Source organism: Bacillus sp. JJ1503 (genome assembly GCF_036965125.1).
In the GTDB taxonomy this organism is placed as follows: Bacteria; Bacillota; Bacilli; order Bacillales; family Cytobacillaceae; genus Cytobacillus.
Genome location: NZ_JBALOZ010000239.1, coordinates 1 through 4,031, shown reverse-complemented (window position 1 = coordinate 4,031; position 4,031 = coordinate 1). Strand labels below are relative to the sequence as shown.

At 34.8% G+C, this 4,031-nt stretch carries 7 protein-coding genes; 2 read left to right on the top strand and 5 right to left on the bottom strand.

Features of this window, described 5'->3' with window-relative positions; all coding sequences use genetic code 11:
- The 4 genes from V7149_RS17785 to V7149_RS17770 form a co-directional block, all read right to left on the bottom strand.
- Positions 1 to 424: YlbF family regulator (locus V7149_RS17785; protein WP_335346944.1), on the bottom strand; the 424-nt coding region annotated here is incomplete at its 3' end.
- Between the two features lie 49 nt (positions 425 to 473).
- Positions 474 to 902, bottom strand: a complete 429-nt coding sequence (locus V7149_RS17780; RefSeq protein WP_335346943.1) for a hypothetical protein — start codon at positions 900 to 902, stop codon at positions 474 to 476.
- Between the two features lie 267 nt (positions 903 to 1,169).
- A complete protein-coding gene (locus tag V7149_RS17775; RefSeq protein ID WP_335346942.1) occupies positions 1,170 to 1,409 on the bottom strand; it encodes a YlbE-like family protein in 240 nt (79 codons plus the stop codon).
- A gap of 16 nt (positions 1,410 to 1,425) precedes the next feature.
- Positions 1,426 to 1,827, bottom strand: a complete 402-nt coding sequence (locus tag V7149_RS17770; RefSeq protein ID WP_335346941.1) for a YlbD family protein — start codon at positions 1,825 to 1,827, stop codon at positions 1,426 to 1,428.
- 154 nt (positions 1,828 to 1,981) lie between these two features.
- Between V7149_RS17770 and V7149_RS17765 the strand changes: the two genes are divergently transcribed.
- Together V7149_RS17765 and V7149_RS17760 are read left to right on the top strand one after the other, a co-directional pair.
- Complete coding sequence (locus tag V7149_RS17765; protein WP_335346940.1) at positions 1,982 to 2,467, top strand: PaaI family thioesterase; 486 nt, start codon at positions 1,982 to 1,984, stop codon at positions 2,465 to 2,467.
- Positions 2,468 to 2,482: 15 nt separating this feature from the next.
- Positions 2,483 to 2,839, top strand: coding sequence for a hypothetical protein (locus V7149_RS17760; RefSeq protein ID WP_335346939.1), 357 nt, complete (start codon positions 2,483 to 2,485; stop codon positions 2,837 to 2,839).
- Positions 2,840 to 2,923: 84 nt separating this feature from the next.
- On the opposite strand, the gene V7149_RS17755 is transcribed toward V7149_RS17760, so the two are convergent.
- Positions 2,924 to 3,790, bottom strand: coding sequence for a CAP domain-containing protein (locus tag V7149_RS17755; RefSeq protein WP_335346938.1), 867 nt, complete (start codon positions 3,788 to 3,790; stop codon positions 2,924 to 2,926).
- Positions 3,791 to 4,031: the final 241 nt, after the last annotated feature.

The window sequence follows — 4,031 nt, the reverse complement described above, 5'->3', positions numbered from 1 at the left end:
CTCCCGATCCGCAGCCTCCGCCACAGCTAGACATGCTGTCAAAAAAGGGATTTCCGGTTGGGACTTTTATCTGTTCGGAAACGGCATGTCCTATTATTACACTTACGTCATCTAGAATAAATTGAAGGTCATTTTCAGCCTTCCTAAACTCAGAAACATGTTCATCCATATCCATCTCTCTTTTTAATTCCCGGATCGATTTCATGACAGATTTATATTCAGGATGATACTTTCCAAATCGCTGAACTTCTTCGTAATGCTCTTTCATATTTACAAACTCACGAATTTTTCTTTGTGTTTCCTTGCTTGTCTTTAATCTATATAAACATTGACGGTACCTTTCCGCCTCCACTGAATGAATGATCATAAAAGCAATTTGTTCGGCAGACTCAAGAATTTCTACTCTTTCAGTTGTAGCAAGCATCAGTTCACCTCCGTTTCATATTTTACCACGAAACAGCGGAAATCAAAAGTTATGGGATTGTTACATAAAACTCCTTTTTCATGATTGGCTTCTTATGATTATCCTTCACTACCTCTAACTTTATTCGGTGTGTACCTGTAGGTACTCCCTTAACGATAAAAGCTGCTGATGAAATTTTCTCTTTCTTTTTCCCATCTACATATAAAATAATCGAGCCTTTATTTGCATTGTTTGATTCCCTAAAAGTAATACCTGGAACTACACATTCAATAAAGATATTTTTTCCTTTCACCTGATGGTTAACATAAAATAAATCCTTATTGCTTGTAGTTAAAGCTAACACAGGGACATCATGATTAAAATTAGATATGTTAACTGGCTGAATCTTTAACTTTGTTTCTGGCTTTGGCTTGTCATTTTGGCAACCAGCTAATCCCACGAATAAACATAGTATATATAAATAAATAAATCGTTTCACTTCGAGTAACACCCCTTTATTAAAAAAGCCTTTCATATGGAATTATTGTTTGCTTCATTAGCTATTTTTACTCTTTCCTGTCATGTCTTTTTATAAAGAAAACTCGCTGATTGGCGAGCCTTGAAAAGGTGAAGACAGATGCGTAGTTGCACTTATACTTAATTCCTAAAATTGGCAACTACGTTGAATCAACTTATGCGCTGACAATTTATACTTTCTTAACGTACAAAAATAAAAAGCTCTCTCAGTTTTACGAGAAAGCTTTCTTTAAGTTTGTGATTTCATTGCTTGGAACATACTCATCATCATAGAGGCCATTTGTACACTATTTGTAAATTTTTCAACTTGATGCGGGATTGTTCTTTGATAATAATGTAATGCGGCTATTTCAAGTGCTTGGATATCATTAGGATTACGTGATAATCGCCTATACCATAAAGGCTGCTCTCTCAAAAACCTTTGTAAATCCTTATTTTGACTGACATGCTCCATAACCTCTTTTCTCATCTCGGACCCCTTTTACCTAGTCTTTTTTAAACTTAAATGGGTTTGGAGGCGGTTGATTTGAATTGGTCAATTTATTCTGTGGGCTGCCTCCCTGAAATTGTGATAGAACACCTTGAACTGCTGCTAATGCCTGATTAAGATTTTGAATATACCCTTGTACCTGGTTTGAATCCATTTTCTTCAATGAGCCTACCATTTGGGACATCCAATCAGATTTTTTTTCTTCTGTTGTGCTTTTCACTTTCTCTTCTGATCGCACATTTTCCCATTTCGGATCATCTTCACCCAATAAATACCAGTCTTCATATAACTCCTGCCAAGTTTTATTTCCTTTTCGAACTTCTTGAACAATTTTTGGATTTCTTTTCACGAATTCTTTGAATTTTTCAACGGAAGGGTGGAGCTTTTTTTTAGTCATTTGCCTCATTCACCTCGGTTTGTTACAAATGCCTATCTTATTTTATGTTAGATTGAATAAAAGGTGAAAGGACAATTTAAAAATCAAAATATTCAACTTCAGACAAAAATGATAATATGTATACAGAATATAATGCTTGAAAGGTGAATATGAAATGAAAAACCAAGTAAGAGAGATTGTAGAAGACTGCTTAGAAAATATAACACCAGATGAATTAAATATTCTAACGGATTTATTGCGCGGTTTTCAAAAGAAACAACAGAAAATAAACAACTCATATGTTGACGGTTTAATACATATGGAAAAAACGGTGACGAACGAGCTTTGCGAAATAACTGTCCCAATTAGCCCTCTTCTATATAATTCATTTGGGATCGTACATGGTGGAATTACAGCCACTATTATCGATACGGCAATGGGAACATTGGCAAATTCTTTATTGCCAGATGGCTATGGTGCTGTAACAACCCAATTGAATATTCATTATTTAGCTGTCGGTAAAGGGGATTATCTTCAGTGCAAAGCTCATCTTGATCATAAAGGCACGAAAACAATGGTTTTGTCAGCATATGTATATCGATCAGACGGCAAGAAAATTGCACATGCTACCGGAAGTTTTTTTATTATACGAAATAAATAAACAGGTGGTGTTCTAATGGTTACTGCCATTGTTATTCCAATTATTTGTATTTATTTTTACTGGCTAACAAAAAAGGAATTACGTGAAAGTAACGAAAAGTGGCTTAAGTTAAAAAATGTCCCTGAAGAAGCAATCATTTCGGGAACCATCGTCAATTTGAATGAAAGCAAACAAAGATTTTCTTATTACCGCTATGTTTATGTAATGGATATAAAAATTAAATCAGACCATTCTTATTGGGATGTTAAAAGAATGATTCCAATTGATAAAGAGTCGATCATTCCCCAACTCAATAAAGGCGAAATGATTCGAGTGTTCGGTAACTGGAAGGAAGATTATTTTCTCGTAAGTAGAATTGAACAATTAGGTTGAATCGTTTTTCAATTTATTCAATGGAATAAAAAGAGCTTGTTCATTCGGAACAAGCTCTTTCTAATAATATAAAATTATGATTGCTTATTCCTGCCATTTCTCAATAAAGTTTTGCGTATAATGCTTTTTATAAACGCCTACTCCCAAGTGGGTAAACTGTTCATTTAATAAACTTTCACGATGTCCCTTACTATTTAGCCAGCCTTCTACAGCAGCGGGTGCATCCATATAATTAGCAGCAATATTCTCCCCTGCTATTTGATAAAAGACATTTCCTGCTTCCAAACGATCTGTCAAATCCCCAAATTCCTCTGAAATATGGGAAAACTGCTGACTTTCATACATATCCTTACTATGTGCAAGTGCTACCTCAGCCGTTTGTTCATCCCATTCCAATGGTTCCAATTCATTACGTACTCGAAATACATTAGTAATATCAAAAACCTGTCTTTCTTTCCCTCTCTCCACTGCTTCCTCATTTATGTTCGTTTCCTGAAATCCCTCAAGCAGTTCTCCTCTATAGACCATTTCGTATGGATGCTGTTTTATCAAAGTTTCAGTATCTAGTAGGCGAATGCTGGAAAGAGTGCCGCTAAATTTGTCCAAATAAAGCTGTGCATAAACATTTCCAATCATAATTAGCGGACGCGTATTCAAATCATCTTCAGAGAGTTCAAATTTATAAGAACTATTATTATATTCAAGACTAATATTTGTATCAAACACTGTAGAGGAATAAAGTTCTGCCACTGGCTGTCCAATTTTGAATGGCGGGATTTGAATGTCTGTACCAGTTGCAAAAATAGTAACTATTACATCATCTTTGATGCCAGCCTGAATATATTTATGATAATTAATAGGGTAAATCCACCAATCAAACCCATACAATGATGGATCAATTCTTGCAGGCTTGCCCAGCTTATTAATAATATTACTGGTGGGCTTTCCCATTAAACTAACTAGCCCTTCGTTTGGCATCTTAAGAACGGAGGTATTTTCAGAACCTATTTCTCCTAAATCATGATCAACTTTTGGCTGGGTACTAACTTCATTTAATAAAATATCATTATTAGGAACTGTATCATTATTTAAGTAAAGTCCTACTGCAAGAAGAATGGAAATAATAATTAAAATCCTAATTAAGGTCCTCAGAGGCTTGCCTCCTTCCTGTATTTTATATTATATATATATG